At 34.0% G+C, this 19,174-nt stretch carries 20 protein-coding genes; 12 read left to right on the plus strand and 8 right to left on the minus strand.

From position 1 onward, the window contains the following. Positions 1–75: 75 nt before the first annotated feature. Together J3U13_RS08970 and argA are read left to right on the plus strand one after the other, a co-directional pair. Positions 76–1,374 (plus strand): MFS transporter, encoded by a 1,299-nt coding sequence (locus J3U13_RS08970; protein WP_267341582.1) that lies wholly within the window; start codon positions 76–78, stop codon positions 1,372–1,374. Positions 1,375–1,611: 237 nt separating this feature from the next. Then, positions 1,612–2,940 carry an amino-acid N-acetyltransferase gene (gene argA / locus J3U13_RS08975; RefSeq protein ID WP_267341583.1) on the plus strand — a complete coding sequence of 443 codons (1,329 nt, stop codon included), beginning with the start codon at positions 1,612–1,614 and terminating at the stop codon, positions 2,938–2,940. Positions 2,941–2,980: 40 nt separating this feature from the next. Here the strand turns inward: argA and J3U13_RS08980 are convergent, their stop codons facing one another. The 5 genes from J3U13_RS08980 to J3U13_RS09000 all read right to left on the minus strand — a co-directional run bounded on the left by J3U13_RS08980 (position 2,981) and on the right by J3U13_RS09000 (position 8,597). After that, on the minus strand, positions 2,981–4,234 hold the full coding sequence (locus tag J3U13_RS08980) for a PTS ascorbate transporter subunit IIC (RefSeq protein WP_267341584.1): 1,254 nt from the start codon (positions 4,232–4,234) through the stop codon (positions 2,981–2,983). Positions 4,235–4,849: 615 nt separating this feature from the next. Continuing rightward, on the minus strand, positions 4,850–6,265 hold the full coding sequence (locus J3U13_RS08985; protein WP_267341585.1) for a glycoside hydrolase family 28 protein: 1,416 nt from the start codon (positions 6,263–6,265) through the stop codon (positions 4,850–4,852). Between the two features lie 392 nt (positions 6,266–6,657). Beyond that, on the minus strand, positions 6,658–7,335 hold the full coding sequence (mutH, locus tag J3U13_RS08990; RefSeq protein ID WP_267341586.1) for a DNA mismatch repair endonuclease MutH: 678 nt from the start codon (positions 7,333–7,335) through the stop codon (positions 6,658–6,660). A 69-nt stretch (positions 7,336–7,404) separates the two neighbouring features. Then, positions 7,405–7,953 carry an NADPH-dependent FMN reductase gene (locus J3U13_RS08995; RefSeq protein ID WP_267341587.1) on the minus strand — a complete coding sequence of 183 codons (549 nt, stop codon included), beginning with the start codon at positions 7,951–7,953 and terminating at the stop codon, positions 7,405–7,407. Positions 7,954–8,036: 83 nt separating this feature from the next. Continuing rightward, the gene (locus J3U13_RS09000; protein WP_267341589.1) at positions 8,037–8,597 is read right to left on the minus strand and encodes a Dps family protein; all 561 of its coding nucleotides are present in this window, start codon (positions 8,595–8,597) and stop codon (positions 8,037–8,039) included. 276 nt (positions 8,598–8,873) lie between these two features. Here J3U13_RS09000 and srlA point away from each other — a divergent pair, with 276 nt between their 5' ends. From srlA to srlR, 6 genes are all read left to right on the plus strand, one after another. Then, positions 8,874–9,422: a glucitol/sorbitol-specific PTS transporter subunit IIC gene (gene srlA, locus J3U13_RS09005; RefSeq protein ID WP_267341591.1), complete on the plus strand. Its 549-nt coding sequence runs from the start codon at positions 8,874–8,876 to the stop codon at positions 9,420–9,422. Between the two features lie 19 nt (positions 9,423–9,441). After that, on the plus strand, positions 9,442–10,434 hold the full coding sequence (locus tag J3U13_RS09010) for a PTS glucitol/sorbitol transporter subunit IIB (protein ID WP_267341593.1): 993 nt from the start codon (positions 9,442–9,444) through the stop codon (positions 10,432–10,434). Between the two features lie 89 nt (positions 10,435–10,523). After that, positions 10,524–10,892: a PTS glucitol/sorbitol transporter subunit IIA gene (locus J3U13_RS09015; protein ID WP_267341594.1), complete on the plus strand. Its 369-nt coding sequence runs from the start codon at positions 10,524–10,526 to the stop codon at positions 10,890–10,892. Positions 10,893–10,903: 11 nt separating this feature from the next. Then, positions 10,904–11,683, plus strand: coding sequence for a sorbitol-6-phosphate dehydrogenase (gene srlD, locus J3U13_RS09020; protein ID WP_267341596.1), 780 nt, complete (start codon positions 10,904–10,906; stop codon positions 11,681–11,683). 79 nt (positions 11,684–11,762) lie between these two features. After that, positions 11,763–12,122 carry a transcriptional regulator GutM gene (locus J3U13_RS09025; protein ID WP_267341598.1) on the plus strand — a complete coding sequence of 120 codons (360 nt, stop codon included), beginning with the start codon at positions 11,763–11,765 and terminating at the stop codon, positions 12,120–12,122. A 113-nt stretch (positions 12,123–12,235) separates the two neighbouring features. After that, on the plus strand, positions 12,236–13,015 hold the full coding sequence (gene srlR, locus J3U13_RS09030; protein WP_267341599.1) for a glucitol operon DNA-binding transcriptional repressor SrlR: 780 nt from the start codon (positions 12,236–12,238) through the stop codon (positions 13,013–13,015). A 189-nt stretch (positions 13,016–13,204) separates the two neighbouring features. On the opposite strand, the gene serA is transcribed toward srlR, so the two are convergent. Both serA and rpiA read right to left on the minus strand, forming a co-directional pair. Continuing rightward, on the minus strand, positions 13,205–14,446 hold the full coding sequence (gene serA, locus J3U13_RS09035) for a phosphoglycerate dehydrogenase (protein WP_267341600.1): 1,242 nt from the start codon (positions 14,444–14,446) through the stop codon (positions 13,205–13,207). 68 nt (positions 14,447–14,514) lie between these two features. After that, complete coding sequence (gene rpiA, locus J3U13_RS09040) at positions 14,515–15,180, minus strand: ribose-5-phosphate isomerase RpiA (protein WP_267341602.1); 666 nt, start codon at positions 15,178–15,180, stop codon at positions 14,515–14,517. A gap of 206 nt (positions 15,181–15,386) precedes the next feature. Between rpiA and J3U13_RS09045 the strand changes: the two genes are divergently transcribed. From J3U13_RS09045 to J3U13_RS09060, 4 genes are all read left to right on the plus strand, one after another. Continuing rightward, complete coding sequence (locus J3U13_RS09045) at positions 15,387–16,292, plus strand: LysR family transcriptional regulator ArgP (protein WP_267341604.1); 906 nt, start codon at positions 15,387–15,389, stop codon at positions 16,290–16,292. A gap of 87 nt (positions 16,293–16,379) precedes the next feature. Continuing rightward, complete coding sequence (hemE, locus tag J3U13_RS09050; protein WP_267341606.1) at positions 16,380–17,453, plus strand: uroporphyrinogen decarboxylase; 1,074 nt, start codon at positions 16,380–16,382, stop codon at positions 17,451–17,453. Further along, positions 17,446–18,039, plus strand: a complete 594-nt coding sequence (locus J3U13_RS09055) for a YjaG family protein (protein WP_267341608.1) — start codon at positions 17,446–17,448, stop codon at positions 18,037–18,039. Before hemE ends, J3U13_RS09055 begins: the two co-directional genes overlap by 8 nt. A gap of 174 nt (positions 18,040–18,213) precedes the next feature. Next, entirely contained in the window at positions 18,214–18,486 is a 273-nt protein-coding gene (locus J3U13_RS09060) for an HU family DNA-binding protein (RefSeq protein ID WP_267341610.1), read from the plus strand. Positions 18,487–18,630: 144 nt separating this feature from the next. On the opposite strand, the gene ybaK is transcribed toward J3U13_RS09060, so the two are convergent. Further along, complete coding sequence (ybaK, locus tag J3U13_RS09065; RefSeq protein WP_267341612.1) at positions 18,631–19,116, minus strand: Cys-tRNA(Pro) deacylase; 486 nt, start codon at positions 19,114–19,116, stop codon at positions 18,631–18,633. Positions 19,117–19,174 lie beyond the last annotated feature (58 nt).

Raw genomic sequence — 19,174 nt, forward strand, 5'->3', positions numbered from 1 at the left:
ACAAAATTTTAATAAAGTTTTTAAAAACCAAATAATTATTCGAAATAAAAAATGAAAGTTTAAAGGAAATAATAAATGTTAAATAAATATTTAGGCACCTCAGTTTGTTTATATATGAACTATTTTGTGCACGGAATGGGAGCGATAATTCTTGGGCTTAATATTGATTATTTAGCCGCACAATTTAATCCAGAGCTTGCCTATTTATTTAGTATTACAAAAGATTCATTAACACCGGAACAACTTGGATTAGTAGGTGAAGCTAAACAAAGTGTTTATAATGTCATGATGGGGTTAGGTGTCGGTCGATTATTAGTTTTATTTATTATGGGAACTCTTTCAGATACATTTGGACGTAAACCGTTTATAGTTTTAGGAGCCCTATTTTATATTGGATTTTTACTCGGTATTTTAGTAAGCCCGAATGTGCAAATTGCATTTATGTTTGCCGTCTTAGGCGGTATAGCTAACTCAACATTAGATGCTGGTACTTATCCAGCTTTAATGGAAGCATTTCCAAAATCACCAGGGTCAGCGTCAATTTTAATTAAAGCAGCCATTGCCGCCGGTCAATCTGTACTGCCAATTATTGTGGGTATTATTATGGCTAACCATGGTTATTTTGGTTGGTCATTTATATTATGTTGTATTATTTTAGGATTAAATGCGTTAATTGTATTAAAAATGCCATTTCCGAATTATAAAGTTACTGCAAAGGAAAAAGAGAAAGATCTACAAACTTTGGAAAACGAGACACCAACATTGAAACAAAAAGCTAATTTTTTTATTGAAGGTATATGCTTTATTGTGATTGGTTTTACCTCTACAGCGACATTTTATTTAGTCTCATCTTGTTTAAAAGATTTTTCACAAACAGTTGCTGGTATGGACTCATCTGGCGCGATTCAGGCATTTTCATCATACGGTATTGGCACATTAGCCAGTGTATTTTTAACTTCAATTTTAGTAAAAAGTTTGGTAAGACCTATTTATATTGTTGTTATATATCCTTTATTTTCAATGTTAATGTTAATTATTCTTTATAGTCATCCAACACCAATAATGTGTATTATCGGAGGTTTTGTGCTTGGATTTACAGCAGCAGGTGGCGTATTGCAGTTAGCATTAACAACAATGGCCGAATTTTTTCCATCGGGTAAAGGAAAAGTATTGGGTATTTTCTTCACATCGTCAAGTATTGCAACTACCGTAATACCATTTTTTATTGGTTGGATATCAACAAATTTTGGTTTGCGTTATGTTATGCTTAGTGATGCAATTATTGCTGGTTTAGGAACATTATTAGCAATTGTTGTCTTGATGCGTTACCAAAAAATATTTAACTTTCCTAAAAGAGTAGATAAAGCTCAATAATTCATTTAACAAAATATTTTAATCTTAAGAGTTTGCGGTTACTTGCAGGCTCTTTTTTATAGATTAAACAAATCACATTCATAAAATCAATTATTTCAATTTAATAATTGAAATTTTTACTGTTACATGAATAAAATTTCTTTTCTCAATTATTTTCAAAAACTGCTTGCGATCAAAATAAAAATAAATAAAAATACACAAATAATGAATAAATATTCAATTTAAAAGGTTGTGTAAATGAAAGAGCGTACAACTGAGTTAGTTGAAGGTTTAAGACATTCAGTACCTTATATTAATGCGCATCAGGGTAAAACATTTGTGATTTTACTTACTGGCGCTGTCCTAAACAGTGATAATTATTCAAGTATCATCAGTGATATTGGATTGCTTTACAGTCTCGGTATTAAACTCGTTATTGTTAATGGTGCACGTAACCAAATTGATGCGTCGTTAAAAAACCATCACATTGCACCTAAATACCATAAAAATACACGTATTACTGATGCAACTACATTAGATATCATCAAGCAAGTTACTGGTCTGTTACAGCTCAACATAACCGCAAGTTTATCTATGAGTTTAAATAATACCCCGTTACAAGGTGCTCATATTAGTGTAGTTAGCGGTAATTTTGTCATTGCTCAGCCATTAGGGGTTGATGAAGGTGTCGATTATTGTCATACAGGCAAAATTCGCCGCATAAACAACGAAGCTATTGCTGAACAATTAGAGCGAGGTTCTATTGTCTTGCTCGGTCCTGTAGGTGTCTCGGTAACTGGCGAAAGTTTTAATTTAGCATCTGAAGATATTGCTGCTGAAGTTGCTATTCGCTTAAAAGCCGATAAACTCATCAGTTTTTGTGCAGAACAAGGTGTACTTGATGAACAAAATCATGTAATAACTGATCTGTTCCCAGTGGATGCTGATAATTATGTTAATCGCAAAGAAGAATGTGGTAAACACCTATCTAGTGAGGCTCGTTTTTTGCGTGCGGCATCCAAAGCATGTCGTAATGGCGTCCGCCGTAGCCATTTAGTTAGCTATTTAGTAGATGGCTCTATTTTGCAAGAACTGTTTTCTCGCGATGGTATTGGTACACAAGTTGCAATGGAACATTCAGAGCAAGTTCGCTTGGCAACAATCAATGATATAGGTGGAATATTGGAGCTGATTCGACCACTTGAAGAGCAGGGTATCTTAGTTAAACGTTCACGAGAACAATTAGAGATGGAAATTGACAAATTCACTATTATTGAACGTGATAATATGACAATTGGCTGTGCTGCGCTTTACCCTTATCCCGAAGAAAAAATGGGTGAAATGGCTTGTTTGGCGATTCATCCGCAATATAGAAACTCATCACGCGGTGATTTATTATTAGAAAAAATTTCAGAAAGTGCTAATAATTTAGGATTAGAAAAAATCTTTGTGCTTACCACTCGAAGCATTCATTGGTTTCGTGAAAAAGGTTTTAATCCAGCTGAAGTGGATGATCTGCCGATTAAAAAGAAACAACTCTATAATTATCAAAGAAACTCAAAAATATTAATGTTTGATTTAATTTAAATTTATCGAGAAAAAGTCCGTATAGCAACGGACTTTTTGATTAACTAAATAGCTTAACAATAAATTCAGTGATTAACGATAAGGATGTGAAATCAGGATCAGCAAAGGTTACACCTTCAACACCTAAAAATTTAAAGAGAGGTAATGCGAGGGCTGGCAACACACATAAAAGTAAACCATTAACGAAAGAGGCAATAACCGCTCCTCTTGCTCCACCTGTTGAGTTACCAAATATTGCTGCTGTTCCACCAGTGATGAAGCTTGCCATAATTCCGGGAATGATAATAGGTAAACCAATAAAAGGGAAAACAACCACACAAGCTATTTCAGTAAAGAAACTCACAATAAAACCAACTAATACACAATTTGGTGCTTTATCAAATAACACCATTGGATCGACTGCCGGTACACAACCAGGTGCGACAACTTGGGCAAATCCTTTAAAAGCTGGGATGATTTCTTCAGTAAAAATAGCGATCCCTTTTTTGGCAATATAGAGTCCTCCGGCAAAAATAGCGGATTGTTCCAACGCAAAAATAATAAACGTATTGTTTTTAAGTATCTCTTTCAAATACTCAGCGGATGAAAAAGCACCGGATAAGCCTAGTAAAACAAACATGGTAATAAAAGTCGCAACATCTGATTGCCTCAAAAAGCTAAAACGATCATTTATTTTAATCTTTTCGATATCATTTTTTTTATTTCCTAGCCATTTACCTAAATAGGAACCTAATAAGTATGAAACGGTACCAGCATGGGCAATACAATAATCATTATTCCCTATTATTGTACGGCTAAATTTAGAGAGTAAAGTTGGAAATATCGCCATATAAAGGCCAATAATCATTGCGCCAGTTGCAACAATGATATAGCCATTATAGCCCATACCTTGTAAAACTGCGGTAAATGAAAATGCCATGAATAGCACTAAATGCAATGATAAATAAATCGATTTAAAGCGGGTAAATCTTGCTAATAGTAGATTAATTATCATCGCAAAAAAGAGGATAAAGGCGGCACTAGTACCAAGTGATTCCATCGTCAATGCGGTAATGGCTTCATTACTTGGTACGACCCCATGCATTCCAAATGCATGAGTAAACATGTTACTGAACATAATTAACACGCCACCTAAGATTTTTCCACCCGTTTTAATTAACACAAAACCAATAAATGAAAGTAGGGTGCCAGTAATAATTTTAGAAAGTTTTGCTCTCTGTAGTACCAAACCTATGAACGCAACTAATGCAATAATAATAGCTGGCTGACCAAATATATTTAGAAAAAGGTCCATTTTTTAGCTCCAAACTCAATAACATAACTTAAGATCATTATAATTAAACCGATGTTTTATATTGTGTTTTGGATTACAAATCATCAAATACAATATGCGAATAATCAATTGGTAGCAAATTATTGATCTTGATTATGGAACATTAATTAAACTTTTTAGTTGATGATTTTCTGGGTTGATTGACGTTTATTTGTAAAAATAATTGAGGAGTCTATACCATTTCATTAAGTTTTGAGTTCTATATTGAATTACTTAATTTACATTGAACGGATAAAAATCATTTTAGAGGCGAGCTTTTAAAGTCAAAACGATTAATGAGAGATCACGTTGTGGTAAAAAGAAAAATTAAAAAACAGCATAATGAACAAAAGCGTGATGTCTTGCTTGCGCTTAGTCGGTATTGATTTCACGGAAATTAATGATAGATAATGCACTTTTTAGCGAAGATCAATGAAATATTCTGTAGTTCTTCAAGTAAATTTAATAAGATTATTTATTGCGTTAATTTTGAGTCAGAAATATAAGCGTTACCTGTTTTGTTTGTCGGTTTGACAGTTTCAATTGGTAACGCTCTAGTTTGTGAATTTTTTATTAGCTCAAATCTGAGCCACCAAATTACTCTTGATGAGTAATATGACTTCCTTTTTCTTTAATAATATCTGATCCTTTTTCTACATTAATTTTAGTGTGACTAAACTCAACTGATGCGTTACGAATTTTAAAACCATTTTCCGCTTCAATATTGATGTTTGAAAATCTAATATTATTGAATGGCTTTTCTGGTGTTCCAATAATAAAACCAGCGTAATTACTTTTACCTTTTACAGTAAGCTTATTGAAGCTAATGTTATTGAAGTATGGGGTTTGTTTATGCTCTTTTGGTTGTTCAGTATCCGCAGGATAAATCTGATCGCCTAACATAAATCCACCAGCAAATTCACCTTCTTGCAACGCTTTAATTTTTGCATCTTTTGTTGTTGGGCCGCCTTTATAATAAGCTGACAAAACAATTGGCGTTTTTACATTGACCATTGTTGTATTGTTATACTCAATATCTTTAACTTCACCACCTTTGCCTCTTGGCGATTTGATTCGAATACCATACATCGCATCGGTAAAGGTATTATTTTCTGCAAGTAAATTGCTCACACCGCCATATGTTTCTGAACCAATAGATAATCCACGACCGAGCATAAAGTTATTATCTGCAATATAAAAATCATGGCTAAGGTTGTTTACTGTTGATTTAATTGCAACATGGTCATCACCCACACTTATTGTGTTTTTTGTAATACTGACTCTTCTACTATCCATTGGATCAATGGCATCGGTGTTTTGCCACCAAGCTGGAGCGGATATTGTTGTTTTATTAATTGTAATATCTTCCACATTTTTAAAAACAATATGAAAACTTGGCGAATTTTGTATTGTGACGCCTTCAACTAAAATATTGTTAGCGTTTTTAAATAAAAGTAGACGTGGGCGATTTGTTGGTCCCTTTTTTCCGGCTTGACGAGTCTCAGCGCGGTATTTTTCTAGAAGCGTTGAACCTTGCCCATCAATAATTCCTTCACCGGTGATAGCAATATTTTTTTCTTCTGCAATATTAATAAACCCAATCCATTGTTTTGTTAGTGGTAATGATTCATCTGATGATGACCATTTTTTTTGTTCTTCTGAAGGATGATATGCACTTTCCTCTGCTGAAGCTTGTACTACCGCCCCTTTTTCTAAATGAAATTCAATATTACTTTTTAAAAATAGAGGTTCAGATAGGTAATAACCCGCAGGAACAATAACTTTACCACCGCCATTTTGCGCACAATCATTAATAGCGGTTTGAAATGCTTTTGTATCATACCAAATACCTGTTGCTTCAGCGCCATAATCTCTAACATTACATTGTTTATTAGGAATATTAAGTTTGTCCAAAGTAACTGGAACAAATGGTGGTGAAGCTATCACAGCGAAACTAGCGGTAAGCGTGAGTAAACTAATCGATAATCCATTTTTTATAATTAAACGATACATGTTTTTTCCAAAATGAAGAATAAAAGATCAAAGATTGAAGATAGACATGATTATCGAGGTTAATAATCTAAGAATCTGTTAATAGAGTCACAAATTTTAAAAACAGTTTATGAAAATAACATGGTGTTTAATATTATATTTATGTGTCAATTTATTCATGAATTTAATCAAATAATTGATTTGCCATTTTATTACTAAAGACTAATACATCAATATAATTTGCATTTAATACCGCAATCAAACTGTTAACTTTTTCAGCATCACCTCTAACAAATATTTTTAAAGTGGTATTTTAATCTTTCAAAATAAAAGAAATGATTTTTTCTTAACGAAAAAAAAGTTTTGTAAGGCTAAAAAAATAAGGGTGATAGAAATTAAATGATCAATTCTTTTTAACTAAAATGATCAATGGAATTCTGTAGGATTTGTGAAGTGAATGACTTTTTAAGATAGAATCCTCTTGGGCGAGTTAAAATGATCTCGCCATTTTTACCAATGGCTTGAGTTAAAGCTTTTCCATTGGCTGCTTTAGGTCTAATCTGCAAATAGGTGCCATAACGTGCGGTAATTTTTTCAACTTGACCAAGTGCTATCATATCCATCAATTCTTGCCAATCTTGTTTAAGCTGTTGCTCTTGTTCAAAAGTTGGTGTCCACAGTATTGGTTCTCCAACTTTTCTTTCTGCAAGAGGTATACTTCTTTCCCCTTCAATAGGGATCCAAAGCACTTTGCTAAGTTTGTATTTAACATGGCTGGTTTCCCAAATCACACCGTGATTTGCCATTAAGGGAATAACGCTGACAAAGGTGGTTTCTAATGGTTTACCGTCTTTATTGACTGGAATTGTTTTTAGCTCAATACCTAATTTAGAAAAGTCTCTTTCTGCTTTACTGCCAGCATTCGCACCAAGGTAAGTTTCAATCAGATTGCCTACCCATCCTTTTTGCTTATTAAGATTAGCAGGGATAGGAATATTGACATACTGAGCTATCTCAGCAAAGCTATAACCAGCAGCCATTTTTGCTCGATTTAATAACTCTTGTTCATTAGAAGGATGGAAGTTTAGCATGTGTTTCAAATAAATTTAATAATATCCACAGTCAATTATATTGGTTGTGGATATTAAAATAAATCATTATTAACTTAGCTGTTCAACCCATTTAGCATAACTTTCAATAATTAATGAAAGAAAAGACTTGGTTTTTTCATTAATATTGTCATTTTCACTAAAAGCTGTACCAATATTACCGATGTAAGCTTCCGGTTGTTGTAATGTAGGCATATCAAGAAAAACTAAAGATTGTCGTAACTGATGATTAGCACCAAAGCCACCAATGGCACCTTGTGATACCGAAACCACAGCGGCTGGTTTTTTTGACCAAACACTTTTACCATAAGGACGTGAACCAACATCCAGTGCATTTTTTATGACAGCAGGTAATCCTCGATTGTATTCTGGTGTAACAAAAATCACACCATCGCAATGAGTAATTTCTTGACGAAAACGATTATAAGATTGTGGTGGCGTATCAGCATCAATATCTTCGTTGTAAAAAGGTAAATCACCTATTTCAACAATATTGAGTGAGAGTGATGGTGGTGCAATCTGTTGAAACACTTTGGCTACTTTTAAATTATAGGACTCTTTACGTAAACTCCCAACAAGAACAGCAATTTTTTTACTCATTTGTAATTCCCCCTTAATGAAATGATAAAGAGACACAATAATGTGTCTCTTATTAGGGATAATGATTCAGCATTACTAAATTTTTAGTGACCCGAAGAATCCAATTTACGACTGGTTTCAAATAAAAACCAAGCACGTTTTTCTGTTTGATCTATCCACTCTTCAATCAAACTTGCTGTTGCTGAATCGTTATATTTATCACAAATATCATGTGCAACACGCATACGAGTGGTAAGTTTAATATTATCTTGGCAAAGTTCAGCAATCATATCTGAAGGTTCAACAAAATCTGCATCATTATCAGAAATACTTTGTAATTTTGATATATGACCAATAGAACGTAATGTTGTGCCACCTAATTTGCGCACACGTTCCGCAATTGGATCAGTCATTGCAAATAATTCATCTCCGTGATCATCTAACATTAAATGGTAATCACGAAAATGAGGACCACTTACATGCCAATGAAAGTTTTTAGTTTTTAAATATAAGGCAAACACGTCTGCTAATACAGAGTTCATTGCGCCGGAAATATCTTTTGATGCCTTTTGACCTAAATCAGTAGGAAACAAAATTGCTGATTGCTGTATTTTCTTTACACTAGCAACTTTTTTAGATTTAGATGAGGTAATACTTTTAGCCATGATATTCTCCTTAAGTTGAAAAACAAAACAAGTAAGTATTTACAAATTACGCTAACTATCAATTAAAGTCCAATCAAAATGAGCTATTGTTGTCTATCACTGCTATTTTAGCAATCTATGGATGACAATCGTTTCATAAACACCTTTTTTTTTAATTATTTTCTAATTTATTTCTTTCAAAATAAAAGAAAATATTTCAAAGTGTGATCTAGTTAAAAGTTATTTGTTTTTGATGTTGATAGTATTTAATCGAAATTCAACTCAATAGGAGACAATATGATTGATGCTATTTCATTTGGTGCTGAATGGTTTATTGGTTTATTTCAGGAAGGAGGAAAAGTTTTTGTGGGGATGGTAACGTCGATTTTACCATTATTAATTTCATTGCTTGTAGTGATGAACGCACTGATTAAATTTATTGGACAAGAACGTATTGAACGTCTAGCTCAAGCTTGTGCGGGTAATCCTGTTTCTCGTTATTTGATTTTACCGCTAATTGGTACTTTTGTATTTTGTAATCCAATGACACTAAGTCTAGGACGCTTTATGCCAGAGTTTTACAAACCAAGTTATTACGCTGCTTCATCTTATAGCTGCCATTCAATGAATGGTTTATTTCCTCATGTTAATCCTGGTGAACTTTTTGTTTATTTAGGGGTAGCAGCAGGCTTAACCACTTTAAATTTACCATTAGGTCCTTTAGCGGTTAGCTATTTCCTCATCGGTTTAGGTACAAACTTTTTTAGAGGTTGGATCACAGACTTTTGTACAGCCATTTTCGAACGAAAAATGGGTATTAAATTAGATAGAAAAGTGCATTTATAACAATGATAAGGAACACAAAATGGCTGAATTTATTCGTATAGAAAAAGGTGAATCTGGTTGGGGCGGACCTTTAGAATTGCCTGTCATTGCTGGAAAAAAAATTGTCTATATTGCTGCCGGTACGCGACCTACAATTGTTGACACTCTCACCCAATTAACGGGTTGGCAAGCGATTGATGGTTTTAAAGAAGGGGAACCACCAAAAGAAGACATTGGCGTGGCTATAATTGATTGCGGTGGTACATTACGGTGCGGTATTTATCCAAAAAATCGCATACCAACCATTAATATTCATGCAACGGGCAAATCAGGGCCTCTTGCGCAATATATTGTTGAAGACATTTATGTGTCAGCTGTAAAACCACACAATATCACATTAATTGAAAAAGAAGATGAAGTTGGTGACAACACGGAATACCAAGCGAGCGGCACCACCTCTAATTTTAAAGATTATGATAGCAGTAAAAAAATTACTGAACAAAGTGATGGTTTATTGGCAAAAATTGGTATTGGAATGGGATCCGGTGTTGCAGTTTTCTTCCAAGCTGGTCGTGATACGATTGATACAGTACTTAAAACCATCCTTCCTTTTATGGCGTTTGTATCGGCATTAATAGGAATAATCATCGCATCCGGTTTAGGTGACTTTATTGCACATGGTCTTGTACCATTAGCTAATAATCCACTTGGTCTGGTTATATTATCGTTAATCTGTTCTTTTCCTTTGCTTTCACCATTCTTAGGTCCTGGCGCGGTAATTGCACAAGTTATTGGTACTTTAGTTGGGGTGCAAATAGGACTTGGTCATATTCCACCACATTTAGCTTTACCTGCGTTATTTGCCATAAATGCTCAGGCCGCATGTGACTTTATCCCTGTTGGGTTGTCATTGGCTGAAGCTAAGCAAGATACAGTTAGAGTTGGCGTTCCTTCTGTTTTAGTCAGTCGATTTTTAACTGGTGCACCAACTGTATTAATCGCTTGGGCCGTATCATTATTTATTTATCAATAAACGAACTAAAAAATGGAATTGTACATCCCATTTTAAGCTGACGATAGTAATGGAAATGAGTGTTTAGTCAAAATATGAGAAGGTTAAAAATGTCCAAAGTTATCTATCATTCAAATATTAATCAAATCGGTGAATTTGCATTAGAAGCATTAGCCGATGGCATGCTAATTCTATTTAAAACTGGCGCACCAGCAGATTTAGCAGATTACTGTTTTATTCATAGCCATGATGTTTTAAAGCAGAATTTGCAAGTCGGGCAAGTAATTTATTTAGGCAGTCGTATTTATAACATTACAGCGGTAGGTGATGTAGCAAATGTTAATTTTCAACAGTTAGGACATATCACAATAAGGTTTGATGGTAATAATCAAGCTGAATTACCTGGAACGGTGCATGTAAAAGGTGACATCCCTGCAAAACTTTTTGTCGGTGATGAAATTAGAATTTTAACTAATTAAGGAATATAAAAATGAAACAAGTAGCAGTTATTGTAGGTGGTGGTCAAACTTTAGGTGAATTCTTATGTAAGGGGATTGCTGATGCTGGATACAAGGTTGCTGTTGCCGATTTAAATATCGCTAACGCCAATAAAGTTGCAAACGAGATAAATCAAAAACATGGTATGGGTGCTGCAAAAGGTTTTGGTGTTGATGCAACGAACGAAAAGAGTGTTATCCAGCTGGCGAGTGATGTTGATGATGCTTTTAAACGTACGGATTTAATGGTGTACAGCGCTGGCATTGCTAAAGCTGCACCGGTTACTAATTTTATATTAAGCGACTTTCAACTATCAGTGAATGTTAACCTTACAGGTTATTTCTTATGTGCACGTGAATTTGCTAAATTAATGGTAAATCATAAAATCTCTGGTCGAATTATTCAAATTAATTCAAAATCGGGTAAAGTGGGCAGTAAACATAACTCTGGATATAGTGCGGCTAAATTTGGTGGCGTTGGTTTAACTCAATCATTAGCTCTTGATCTTGCTGATTATGGTATTACTGTTAACTCATTAATGTTAGGTAATTTATTAAAATCACCCATGTTCCAATCATTAATACCTCAATATGCTAAAAAGTTAGGTATTGAGGAAGACCAAGTTGAGCAAGTTTATATTGATAAAGTACCACTAAAACGTGGTTGTGATTATCAAGATGTGCTTAATGTCCTATTATTTTATGCAAGTGACAAAGCTTCTTATTGCACAGGACAATCAATTAATATAACTGGTGGTCAAGTAATGTTTTAATTAGAATAAAGTGCGTAAGTTAATGTAAAACTTATCGCACTTCATTATTTAGTTTATATCAAATGGACAAATCATAATTATGACCAATACGCTAATTGTCATGGCATTGTTTGCATGGTGTACCCAAATTATTTTGAGTTGGTTGCAAATACGCCGTTTTAATCATGCTTTTTCATCTATGAAAAGAAGTAGGTACTTGGGTGTTGGCCGTAGTAAAAATAAACATTTTAAACCGAGAGTATTAATTGCGCTTTCATTGGATGAAAACCAGATAGTCATTGATTCTGTTATTATGAAAGGGATCACGGTATTTGCTAAACCCAAACCCGTCTCACAATTACATGGACTGTCAGTTTTAGATATCATACCTGAAAAGGTATTTCCCAGTGAGCCGTCTTCACAAAGTGCATTAATAGTTGCTTTGACTGCCAATAAGTAAAATTAACTTTTATTTTGAAAAGTATTTTCTTTCATTATAAAGTATAATAATTATATAAAATAAAAATTTTTATACACTAATTTTTTATACACTAATAATGATGGGATCCAAGCATGAAGGTAAGGCAAAGACAGACAGCTATTTTAGAATACTTGCAAAATCACGGACAAGTTAGTGTTGATGAATTAGTTCGACACTTTAAAACAACTGGTACAACGATTCGTAAAGATCTTACACAGCTTTATGAAAGTGGTTTAGTTTTGCGTACTTATGGTGGCGCTATGCTAAATCGTGAAATTGGTGATAGAGCCATCGATCATAAAACTTACATTAATACTGTAGCTAAAAAAGCGATTGCTCAAGAAGCTGCTAAATTGATCTATGAGGGGGATTCAATTATCTTTGATGCAGGTAGCACGGTTGCCCAGATGATCCCTATGCTTGCTAGATTCAATAATCTGACTATTATGACCAATAGTTTACATATGGTAAATGAACTGGTAGCTAATGATAATGATCAAACTATTATCTTAACAGGGGGAACATTTCGCCGTAAATCAGCCTCATTTCATAGCAATAATGCTTCAGCCATCGCCGCTTTTGAATCCTATACGTTTGATAAACTTTTTATGGGTGCCGATGGCGTAGATTTAGTTGGTGGTGTAACTACATTTAATGAAAGCTATCATGGTAGTGTCGCAATGAGTAAGGCTGCTGCTAAACTAATTTTATTAGCGGATTCTTCAAAATTTGGACGACGCAGCCCGAATGTCGTGTGTAATTTAAGTGCTGTCGATACCATCATTACCGACGATAATTTAGATGATAAATACTATAATGCATTAATTCAAAAGGCTATTAACGTTATTAAAGTAAAGCCGTTAGATAAGTAAGAAAACCTAAATTTAAAATCTTAGAAAGTGGGTATTAAACTCAATAGCAAATATCAAAGCTTATTAAAATTAACATAATAACAAGCTTTGAGTTTTTAATGATCTTGAGTAATTTCCGATTTTATTTAAAATTGCTCAAAAGATAATTTTATTTATTATCCTTAAAAAAATTACTGCTCGAACGCATTATTAAAATAATAATCTCGCTCGAATTGTGCCTTCTACATTTTTTAATTTAACTAATAACTCTTCAGCTTTGCTTTGTTCTACTCTATCTATATCAATAACAACATAACCAATCTTAGGGTCCGTTTGCAGATATTGCGCAGATATGTTGAGGCCTTGTTCTGCAAATAAAGTATTAATTGCCGTTAATACCCCAGGTTGATTATGGTGAATATTAATAAAACGACTTGACCCTTTTGCTGGAATTGGTAGAGCAGCTTTAGGGAAATTAACTGCGGAAAGTGTTGCTCCTGTGTCTGAGTATTTAGCCAGTTTTGTTGCCACCTCAATACCAATGTTTTCTTGGGCTTCGCTGGTTGAACCACCAATATGTGGAGTAATAATGACATTATCAAATTTACATAATGGCGACTCAAATGGATCATTATTGCTGGCTGGTTCAGTTGGAAATACATCAATTGCTGCACCACTGAGCTTATTGGCTTCTAACGCTTGAGTTAGGGCATCGATATCAATGACACTACCGCGGGAAGCGTTAATTAAGATTGCTCCTGATTTCATCATATCAATTTCTGATTTACCGATCATTTTAATTGTTGTTGGATTTTCAGGAACATGCATGCTGACGATATCACTCATGGCAAGTAACTCTTTCATAGTTGAAATTTGTTTGGCATTGCCTAATGACAATTTTGTTTCAATATCATAAAAGTAAACATTCATACCTAATGCTTCAGCAAGTACACTCAATTGACTGCCAATGTGACCATAGCCAACGATACCTAAATTTTTACCCCTCGCTTCATGGGAGCCTGTAGCCATTTTATTCCATTTTCCTTGATGAGCTTTGGCATTGGCTTCTGGTACACGACGAAGTAATAAAATCGCTTCAGCTAATACTAGCTCTGCAACAGAACGGGTATTAGAAAACGGTGCATTAAAAACAGGAATACCTTTAACGGTAGCGGCATTAAGTTCAACTTGATTGGTACCAATACAGAAACAACCAATCCCAGCAAGTTTAGGGGCGGCATCAATGATATCTTTCGTTAAGTGTGTTCGTGATCGAATTCCAATAAATCTTGCATCTTTTAAAACGGCCTTGAGTTCCGATTCCGATAATGCACCTTTATGATATTCAATGTTGCTATAACCTGCTGATTTAAGTGTTTCAACCGCACTAGGGTGGATACCTTCAAGTAATACAAACTTATTTTCATCTTTTGTTAACGACTGAACAACCATTATTTCCTCTCTTTCCTACAAAATAGATTTGGTATTTACTATGATTTAAAATTTTAAATTTTTAAAAATTAGATAGCTTTATTTAACTCTTTTACACCTGAGCGACATCCGACTAATGCAATATCTGCCCCTTTATTGGCAAATAATCCAACGGTTACCACTCCTGCAATATTATTAATCCGATGTTCTAATTGCTCAGGATTGGTGATAAGAAGATCATGCACATCTAAAATAACATTGCCATTATCGGTCACTACACCTTGTCGATAGATTGGCTTACCGCCAAGTTTAAATAATTCTCGAGCAACATAAGAACGGGCCATCGGAATTACTTCTACTGGAAGTGGAAATTTACCAAGAACATTGACGACTTTAGATTCATCGACAATACAAATAAACTGTTTAGCCAGCGCTGAGACTATTTTTTCACGTGTTAATGCAGCACCCCCGCCTTTGATCATTTGTAATTGTTGATTTATCTCGTCAGCGCCATCAACATATACATCTAAACTATCAACATCATTACAGTCTAATACTGGAATACCGTAGCTTTTTAATTTTTGTGTCGATGCTTCCGAACTTGAAACGGTGCCTTTAATCTGATCTTTTATTGTAGCTAATGCATCAATAAAATAAGACGCAGTAGAACCTGTTCCCACTCCAACATAAGAATTTGGTTTGATATATTTTAAGGCTGACCAGCCTACAGCTTTTTTTAATTCGTCTTGTGTCATGATATCATCCTATCTGAAGGATAATTTTCTCAAAAAAATAAAATTTTAAAAGAAAAATTATTAAAGATATGGCATAGTACCCAATTGGAAAGCAAAAATCATTAGTATTTTAAGAAATATATTAATTTTTGATCTATTAAAAATTTTTTACGATATTAAAATAGCTTGAATATCCAATCAATGATCAAATCATTAGTAAAGAGATTATGAAGCGTCCAGATTATAGAGCATTACAAGCATTAGATGCAGTGATAAAAGAACGGGGATTTGAACGAGCAGCTGATAAATTGTGTATTACACAACCAGCCGTATCACAGCGTATCAAACAATTAGAGAGCTTTTTCGGTCAACAATTATTAGTTAGAACTATACCACCGAAAGCCACTAAACAAGGAGAGCATCTTCTAGGATTGCTTCATCAAGTTGAATTATTAGAACAGCAATGGTTAGGTGATAATGAGCAAAATACGACCCCTTTGTCGTTATCTATTGCGATTAATGCAGACTCTTTAGCCACATGGCTTTTACCTGCTTTAAAACCCGTGTTGGATAAAAATATTCTTCGTTTTGATATTCAAGTAAGGGATGAAGAGCATACTTTAGAACTATTGCGTTTAGGCACGGTGGTTGCGGCCATCAGTATTCAAGCTAATCCATTACCTGGTTGTTTATCTGATTTACTAGGGGCGCTTGACTATATTTTTGTTGCATCTCCTGAGTTTGCTAAAAAATACTTTCCTAATGGTGTGACTCGATCTTCGCTTTTAAAAGCACCTGCGGTTGCTTTTGACCATTTGGATGATATGCATCAAGCTTTTTTACAAGAAAATTTTAATCTTACACCTGGCAGTGTAATTTGTCATATCACAAGTTCATCAGAAGCCTTTGTTCAGCTTGCTAAGCAAGGATCTGCTTGTTGTATGATACCGATGTTACAAGTTGAGCAAGAGTTAAAAAATGGTGAATTGGTAAATTTGACCGAAGGTTTATACCAAAGACGAATGCTTTATTGGCATCGGTTTGCACCTGAAAGTAGTGTAATGCAAAATATTTCTGAAACTTTAATTCGTTATGCCCAACGTTCTTTATCTCAGCCACAAGATAGAAAATAATAAATAAAACGAGATGTTTTTACTGAAACGTAGTGCTAATCTGAAACTTCTTTACAAAGTACAATCATCACTTACAGAGCAAATAATATGAATCAATTAAAAAATGATCGTTATTTACGCGCATTACAGTGTTTACCTGTTGATTACACCCCTATTTGGATGATGCGACAAGCTGGACGTTATCTGCCTGAGTATCGACAGTTACGAGCTAAAGCTGGTGATTTTATGACGATGTGCCAAACACCAGAATTAGCGTGTGAAGTGACTTTACAACCATTACGTCGGTTTGATCTTGATGCAGCAATTATTTTTTCAGACATATTAACCATTCCTGATGCAATGGGACTTGGATTATATTTTGAAGCGGGGGAAGGTCCCAAATTTGCTAAAACTATATCTCACTTATCTGATATTGAAAAATTACCTATTCCCGATCCGCAATTGTCTCTAAGCTATGTAATGGATGCGATAAGCCTGACAAAAAAAGAGCTTAATGGCAAAGTTCCTTTAATCGGTTTTTCTGGTAGTCCTTGGACGTTGGCGACTTATATGATTGAAGGGGGAAGCAGTAAAGCTTTTACCAAAATAAAAAAGATGCTTTATAGTAATCCCAAAGCACTGCATCTATTACTTGAAAAATTGTCAACCAGTGTTGCTTTATATTTAAACGCACAAATTGAAGCGGGAGCTCAATCAATAATGATATTTGATACTTGGGGGGGAGTGTTAAGTCATCAAAGTTATCAAATATTTTCTCTCAACTATATGCAATTAATTTTATCAAAGTTAAAACGAGGTAATAAAACTCCGGATATCACCTCATATGTGCCTGTTACATTGTTTACCAAGGGTGGTGGATTATGGTTAGATAATATTGTTAACACTGGCTGCGATGCGATTGGTGTTGATTGGACCGTTAATTTAAGTGATATTCGACAAAAAGGTAAAATTGCTGTGCAAGGTAATTTAGATCCGTCGGTTTTATATGCTGATAGACAAACAATAGAATCTAATGTTGATACTGTTCTTAAAGAGTATGGTACAGAGAATGGTCATATTTTTAATTTAGGACACGGTATTCATCAAGATATTCCAGTAGAACATGTACAATATTTAATTGAGGCTGTACATCAACGCTCCAAAAGGTTTCATCATGATTAAAAATCCAATTCAGTTAAGAATCGAAAAATTAGCATTATGGCAACAACGTTTATTTATGCTTTGTTTGTGTGAGAGAATGTATCCAAATTTTGTCTTTTATGCAAAACAGCAGAAAAATGAAGAAGATGCTAAAAGTTATAAAAAGATACTTGATCTGATGTGGGAATCATTACTGATTGATAATGTAAAAATCAATTTTGATTTACAATTGGAAAAGTTAGAAGTCATTATTCCTATTATCACCGAAAATAGTCCCTACATGATTTACCCTGCTATTGATGCATGTCAGGCTTTAAGTGAGGTGTTACACTCTCACTTAACTGGTGAAATAGCTGAGCACGCAATAAAAGTGAGTAGTATATCGGCAACAACTGTTGCAGAATTTGAAATGACAAAATCAAATATTGCTCTAAGTGAAGATGAGCAACAAACTTTACCTAGTGTGATTGATGAATTTGATTTTCAATGGGAAATCTATCGATTATTACGAGATGAAAATAACGATATGATTGACTTAATAAAAGGTTTAAAAGCCGATATTCGAGAATCAGCAATAAGTAATATTGGTGTTTTTTTGAGCGATTAAGCTTTTAAATGCGTCATTTTTTTATTTTTTACCAAATTTTTCTTTAACATTAGGAGAATATAGACTACATTTAATAACAATGTAATCTGAGGTTGTTTACAGAAGCAAAGTTGATTCTCGGCATTGCTTATAATGTTAACTTTAACAATAAAATAATTATGTAAGGATATTTCCATGAATAAAACAGAACTTGTCGATGCTATTGCTAGCAAAGCAGATATTACAAAAGTTGCTGCAAAAACAGCTCTAGAAGCAACATTAGCAGCTATTACTGAATCATTGAAAGCGGGTGAATCCGTGCAATTAGTTGGTTTTGGTACATTCAAAGTTAACGATCGTAAAGCTCGTATTGGTCGTAATCCAAAAACTGGTAAAGAAATCAAAATTGCCGCAAGTAAAGTACCAGCGTTTGTATCTGGTAAAAGCTTAAAAGAAGCAATCAAATAAGTTTGGTTTTTCTTCCTATTTTATTATATTGATGGGATGTACTTTTGGTCATAAGACGTTGTCTTGTGGCCTAGTTTTTCTTGGCTATTTTCTTTTTTCAACACACAGCGATTTGTTATAAAACAAAAGCAGATTTATATAAAATTAAGATTTTATTTCTACAAATGTTGCTTTTAATATTCTAGCTAAATCTTGTGGGATCAGTTCTATTTCTAAGCCTCTTCTTCCTCCCGAAATAAACATTTTTTCTAGTTGATCTGCACTTGAATCTATAACAGTAGGTAATTGCTTTTTCTGTCCTAATGGACTAATACCTCCTACTAAATAACCGGTAATTTTTTGAGCTAAACTAGGATCTGCTAAATCGACTTTTTTACAATTCAGCGCTTTGGCTACTTTTTTAAGATCTAAATGATTATCAACAGGTAATACACAAACTGCTAACGTCTTATCGTTACCATTTAAACTCACAACCAATGTTTTAAACACTTGTGCAGCAACTACGTTTAAACTGGGAGCGAGTTTATTCACGGCTTCTTGTCCATAATGTGTATCATTAGGATTATGTTCATATTGATGAATTTTAAATGTGATATTTAACTTTTTGAGAAGGTTAATCGCAGGTGTCATAGTGGTGTCTACTAGGATGAAATAAAATAGGTTAATTATTTAATTTTAACTACCCTAG

Origin of the sequence: Gilliamella sp. B2887, from assembly GCF_026537015.1 — a bacterium.
Lineage (GTDB): Bacteria > Pseudomonadota > Gammaproteobacteria > Enterobacterales > Orbaceae > Gilliamella.

Bases quoted from the DNA above. Each gene is read 5' to 3' on its own strand.
- J3U13_RS08970 (WP_267341582.1), top strand. From the start codon at position 76: ATGTTAAATAAATATTTAGGCACCTCAGTTTGTTTATATATGAACTAT.
- argA (WP_267341583.1), top strand. From the start codon at position 1,612: ATGAAAGAGCGTACAACTGAGTTAGTTGAAGGTTTAAGACATTCAGTA.
- J3U13_RS08980 (WP_267341584.1), bottom strand. From the start codon at position 4,234: ATGGACCTTTTTCTAAATATATTTGGTCAGCCAGCTATTATTATTGCA.
- J3U13_RS08985 (WP_267341585.1), bottom strand. From the start codon at position 6,265: ATGTATCGTTTAATTATAAAAAATGGATTATCGATTAGTTTACTCACG.
- mutH (WP_267341586.1), bottom strand. From the start codon at position 7,335: ATGCTAAACTTCCATCCTTCTAATGAACAAGAGTTATTAAATCGAGCA.
- J3U13_RS08995 (WP_267341587.1), bottom strand. From the start codon at position 7,953: ATGAGTAAAAAAATTGCTGTTCTTGTTGGGAGTTTACGTAAAGAGTCC.
- J3U13_RS09000 (WP_267341589.1), bottom strand. From the start codon at position 8,597: ATGGCTAAAAGTATTACCTCATCTAAATCTAAAAAAGTTGCTAGTGTA.
- srlA (WP_267341591.1), top strand. From the start codon at position 8,874: ATGATTGATGCTATTTCATTTGGTGCTGAATGGTTTATTGGTTTATTT.
- J3U13_RS09010 (WP_267341593.1), top strand. From the start codon at position 9,442: ATGGCTGAATTTATTCGTATAGAAAAAGGTGAATCTGGTTGGGGCGGA.
- J3U13_RS09015 (WP_267341594.1), top strand. From the start codon at position 10,524: ATGTCCAAAGTTATCTATCATTCAAATATTAATCAAATCGGTGAATTT.
- srlD (WP_267341596.1), top strand. From the start codon at position 10,904: ATGAAACAAGTAGCAGTTATTGTAGGTGGTGGTCAAACTTTAGGTGAA.
- J3U13_RS09025 (WP_267341598.1), top strand. From the start codon at position 11,763: ATGACCAATACGCTAATTGTCATGGCATTGTTTGCATGGTGTACCCAA.
- srlR (WP_267341599.1), top strand. From the start codon at position 12,236: ATGAAGGTAAGGCAAAGACAGACAGCTATTTTAGAATACTTGCAAAAT.
- serA (WP_267341600.1), bottom strand. From the start codon at position 14,446: ATGGTTGTTCAGTCGTTAACAAAAGATGAAAATAAGTTTGTATTACTT.
- rpiA (WP_267341602.1), bottom strand. From the start codon at position 15,180: ATGACACAAGACGAATTAAAAAAAGCTGTAGGCTGGTCAGCCTTAAAA.
- J3U13_RS09045 (WP_267341604.1), top strand. From the start codon at position 15,387: ATGAAGCGTCCAGATTATAGAGCATTACAAGCATTAGATGCAGTGATA.
- hemE (WP_267341606.1), top strand. From the start codon at position 16,380: ATGAATCAATTAAAAAATGATCGTTATTTACGCGCATTACAGTGTTTA.
- J3U13_RS09055 (WP_267341608.1), top strand. From the start codon at position 17,446: ATGATTAAAAATCCAATTCAGTTAAGAATCGAAAAATTAGCATTATGG.
- J3U13_RS09060 (WP_267341610.1), top strand. From the start codon at position 18,214: ATGAATAAAACAGAACTTGTCGATGCTATTGCTAGCAAAGCAGATATT.
- ybaK (WP_267341612.1), bottom strand. From the start codon at position 19,116: ATGACACCTGCGATTAACCTTCTCAAAAAGTTAAATATCACATTTAAA.